The 4,285-nt window shown below is 65.5% G+C and carries 4 protein-coding genes; 1 reads left to right on the forward strand and 3 read right to left on the reverse strand.

The window, feature by feature from the left end; all coding sequences use genetic code 11:
- Positions 1-97 precede the first annotated feature (97 nt).
- Both AC5RWX_RS30880 and AC5RWX_RS30885 read right to left on the reverse strand, forming a co-directional pair.
- Positions 98-2,743, reverse strand: coding sequence for an exo-rhamnogalacturonan lyase family protein (locus AC5RWX_RS30880; protein ID WP_494100017.1), 2,646 nt, complete (start codon positions 2,741-2,743; stop codon positions 98-100).
- Positions 2,744-3,090: 347 nt separating this feature from the next.
- Entirely contained in the window at positions 3,091-3,240 is a 150-nt protein-coding gene (locus AC5RWX_RS30885) for a hypothetical protein (RefSeq protein ID WP_494100018.1), read from the reverse strand.
- Positions 3,241-3,451: 211 nt separating this feature from the next.
- On the opposite strand from AC5RWX_RS30885, the gene AC5RWX_RS30890 reads away from it, so the two are divergent.
- Positions 3,452-4,063, forward strand: coding sequence for an NADPH-dependent FMN reductase (locus AC5RWX_RS30890; RefSeq protein WP_494100019.1), 612 nt, complete (start codon positions 3,452-3,454; stop codon positions 4,061-4,063).
- An 81-nt stretch (positions 4,064-4,144) separates the two neighbouring features.
- Here AC5RWX_RS30890 and AC5RWX_RS30895 read toward each other — a convergent pair.
- A partial coding sequence (locus AC5RWX_RS30895; protein WP_494100020.1) for an ATP-binding protein occupies positions 4,145-4,285 on the reverse strand: 141 nt, incomplete at its 5' end.

Here is a 4,285-nt window from a genome sequence, read left to right on the forward strand (position 1 = left end):
CGCAACCAGCCAGGGGGAATGGGGACGGACGACGACGGCACCTGGCTTTACGGCTTTCGCCCGCCGGGGTGCCGCCGTCGTGATGGGAGCCTGGCAGTCAGTGCAGATGGTTGCCGATCAGCGCCAGGTTCTGGATGACCGCCAGGCCGAACTGGGACGCGTCGTTGGTGGAGACGGTGGGTGCCTCGTCCACGGGCAGCAGCACGTGCGGCGGCTCAATCTTCCGCAGCGTGAAGGCCGATTCATGGTTCAGGTGCTCCCCGCCCTCGGCAAAGCTTTCCCACGCCCGGGCTGCCAATTCCGGATCGTTCAGCCGGGCTGCCGCGTAAGCGGTGAGCCGGCTGTGCGCCTGCGTGAGATAGATCCCTGCCAGCGGTTGGCCCACGGCCTCCACCTGCTCCTCCTTGGCGGCAAGGAAGAGCCGGCAGTACTGCAGCCATGCCCGCTCGAACGCCGGATCGGGGACCAGGTCCACCAGTTCGCTGCAGATCTCCACCAGGCCGAAAACTGCGCTGAGGTGAGAGACCTGGATGAGTTCGCGGCCGGTGTCGAACCGTCCCTTGTCCAGGTCGTACAGGGCCTCGCCGGTGAGGAAGCCGTATTTGAGGGCTCCGATGTCTGCCATGGTGCCCAGGAGGCGGTCGCGGGAGCGCGGGTTGCCAGTGCGTTCCCAGTCAGTTAGCCACGTGGCGGCGAGCGAGCCCCAGTCCGTCCCGAGTCCCACGCCGAGTGCATTCCGGTTGGGGCGGTAGGTGTCAGCGTCGGGACGGACCTTGCGGACCGGGTCCAGGCCCAGAAAGTTCTGGTCGCTGTCCACCAGTTCGGTGAGCAGGTCGCCGGTGCGCTCGTCCGCGGTGAGGTAGTAGTAGAAGCGGCGGTAGGCCGGCGTGCTGATGCGCAGTTGCTTGGCGCTGCAGCCCCAGTGCTGGACGTTGTGCCGCGAACCCAGTCCCTTCCACGGCCCCAGGTGGTACACGTCCACTTCGCCAGTGTGCCGGGTCATGGCCTCCGCGAACCGGAAGATGTCCGGCCGTCCGGAACGCAGGTAGGAGTACCAGAGCCAGAGGTCGGGGGAGAGCTCGGAGTTGTCCCAGGCGTAGCCGCCCACGTCGTACCGCCACACGTTCCGGTCGTGGTCGTAGGTGTGCATGACATCGCCGTAGTTCCAGAAGCCGTACCAGCGGCGCTGCTCCACCTGGCCCGCGTAGAAATCGAAGAGGAAGTCCAGATGGTCCTCGAGTTCGGCGCGGGCGGGGGAGCTGCGGTCCACGGGATCCCAGTCGCCGAAGACGCCCACAGAGTGCAGGCACTCCGGGGTGGGTTGAAGCAGGGCCGGAGTTGAGGCGGCATGAGCGTCCGCCGCGAGGCTTTCGGTTGCCGGTGTGCCTTCGTAAGCGAAGAGAGTTAACTCATGTGTGCGGGCGATGCCGGCGGCGTTACCGAAGCCCGGCTCGTAGTCCTCATACGTGATTTCGAGCCCCTCGAGCTGTTCCTCGAACGTGTCCTGGCCCATGCCGTCGTGGTAGAAGCGCAGGTCCATGGGCTGGGCCTCCGGGGAGTACAGCCAGGCGGTCAGGGACGCTTCACCGGTGGCCGCACCACGGATGTCCAGCTGGCCCGGGTGGGACTGCCAGAAGTCCTTAACGCCCACGCCGAACCCGCCGCGGGTATCGGTCAGCGAGCAGAACCCGGCCGACCTTGTGCCGCCGGAGATCCCCACCCAGGCGTGGCCGGTGCCGGTGCGCTTGCGGAGGTCGAAGCCGTCCGCGCTGAGCTGTGTGAGCGTGTAGTCGTTCCACGCGGGAACCAGGTGGAGCCGCTCGGAAACTTCCGGGTTCCACTCGGCCAACGGCGGGGTGGGCCGGCCTTCCACCTGTGACCGGCGGACCGTCTCGCCCGGATCCCGGCGCAACCCGGTGAGGCCACGCACGCCTTCCAGGAGGAATCCGCCGTCGGCCCCAGCGATCCGGATGTGCCGGTCATGGAGCTCGGCCTCGAGCGGTACGGTAAACCGAACGCCCAGCCCCGCCAGGAAGTCCTGCTCGGCGTCACCATCCCAGATGAACGAATGCACCATCCGCACGCTGCGGGCGTTGGCGTAAAAGTAGAGCCGAACCACGAACGGCAGCCAGCTCCGCCTGCCGCTGCGCGGTGTGTCCGGGCGATGGTGTCCTTCCAGCCGGACCACTGCACGTACCGGACCCGCTTGTTCGAGCGCGACGGCGGCGACCTCGCCGGCAAAGGCCTCCCGGCTGGCAGTGCCGGCGCCCTCCGGAATGCTGTCCTGCAGGAGGCTGACCAAGCGGGCATCCCGGGCCACTTCGGTTCCGCCGCGTGTAAGGCTGCTGAAAAGGTGGGAACCGCTGCGGTTGATCACCATCTGCAGCGTGCCCGTGTCCACCGTGAATGCTTCGGCCGTTTCAGTGACGGTGACGCTGGGGAGGCCCGACGGCGGGAGGGCTGCTTTACCGGGTGAGGCGCCGCCGTCGGCCGTTACCTCATATGCCTCGGAGGGAGCGTCGGTGGCAGGGATCGCCAACCCGGCCCATTTGAGCGAACCGTCGGGCCAGGTAGCAAGGGGCCAGGCCTGGCTTGGGGTGGGATTGCCGTCCCCATCACGGACGCTGAGTTCCACAGCGTCCGCTACTTTTCCGCGTGGAAACGGCATACCCCAGGTGGTGCCGCTGCTGATTTCTGCCGGGGCGTCGCCGTCGATCCACCTGACCAGCGTATGTTCAATCATTGTGTCCAATTCTGTTGGGCCTATTTCCGCTGTTTCGGTTTCGCGCCCGGACCGCCAGCCATCGCGGCCCACCAAGGAGCGCAGGGGAAACCGTTTTCTGATTCGTTTCAAAATAGTCGCAGGGCAAAGTCAACCGCAAGGGGTAGCCACGATCTGGAGCGCGCGATTCAGCTAACGGATCGGTTCAGAAGGAGGCAGCTCAGCGTCGCCCTGCGCTATCGCCGCTAGGTGCCCAGCAAATTCGGGGGTGGCACGAAGAAGGACGGACGACAGGACCGTACGCCTAACTCGCTGTCTCACACCTTCCCGCCGTGCGGTGATCCAGTGGCGGCACATTGAGGGCTGGTCTATTTGGCGAGCCCGGTAGCTTCCGGAGTATCAGGTCCCTCGGCCGGGTCCTGGCTGTGCACCCGGATCTCCGTGACATCGGCGTCCGGGTCGCCCTCGGCGGGTGCCTCCGTGTGGACCCGTTCATCCTGCAGTGGATTTTCGCTCATGTTGCTCCTGACCGCGCCGGGGACTTCGCTACAGATCATTCAGCGCTCCCCGGCGCAGCGTGTCAAGGACCTACCGGAGCTCTGGCCGTGGTTAATCTTCTGTGCTGGACTGGTGATGCAGTGGGCACTAACCGCCGTCCAGTCACGGGCGGCACCTTTTCCAAGCAGGACATGGACGGCCGGCATCGACTGGCCATTGGAAGGAACACTCATGGCACCGTTCAAGATCGGATACTTCGTGGGGAGCCTCGCTACCGGTTCCATCAACAGGGTCCTCGCCAACGCGCTGATCAAACTCGCTCCCGAGGACCTTGAATTTACGGAAATCCCCATCAGGGACCTCCCGCTCTACAGCTACGACTATGACGCCGACTTCCCGCCCGAAGGCCGTGCCCTGAAGGAGGCCATCGAGGGCTCTGACGGCATCCTGTTCGTCTCACCCGAATACAACCGGTCCATCCCCGGTGCGCTCAAGAACGCCATCGACTGGGGCTCCCGCCCGTGGGGGAGCAACTCGTTCGCCCGCAAGCCCACCGGCATCATCGGCGCCTCGGTGGGCAGCATCGGCACCGCGGTGATGCAGTCTTCCTTCCGCAGCGTGCTGAGCTTCCTGGACGCGCCACAGCTGAACGCCCCTGAGGCATATATCCATTACGACGCTGCGGCCTTCGGTAAAGACGGCGAGGTCAACAATGTGGACACCGCCAAGTTCCTTCGGCACTTCATGGACGAGTACGGGGCCTTCGTTGCCAGGGTCCTGGCCGCAAACGCACCGGGCCACATCGGCGACCTGGAGCACGATAGCGCCAAGCTGACGCGGTAGCGGCGCCAAGTGCTGAAAATACGGATACCCGCCGTCCCAGCGACGGCGGGTATCCGAGTCTATTAACGGTCGCCCCGGTCTTTAGTCCAGCGGCAGGGTAACGGTCACGCTGGTGCCTTGACGAGGGGCGGAAGAGATGTCCACAGTGCCGCCCGCCTCATGGACGGCTATGGACATGAGCCGTAGTCCGTATCCGTGGTGACGCCCGCGCGTAGCGAGCTT

The organism is Arthrobacter sp. SPT-J7, from assembly GCF_059089965.1.

Excerpts from the sequence above, each read along its gene's own strand:
- AC5RWX_RS30885 (WP_494100018.1), bottom strand. The coding sequence starts at position 3,240 with ATGAGCGAAAATCCACTGCAGGATGAACGGGTCCACACGGAGGCACCC.
- AC5RWX_RS30890 (WP_494100019.1), top strand. The coding sequence starts at position 3,452 with ATGGCACCGTTCAAGATCGGATACTTCGTGGGGAGCCTCGCTACCGGT.
- AC5RWX_RS30880 (WP_494100017.1), bottom strand. The coding sequence starts at position 2,743 with ATGATTGAACATACGCTGGTCAGGTGGATCGACGGCGACGCCCCGGCA.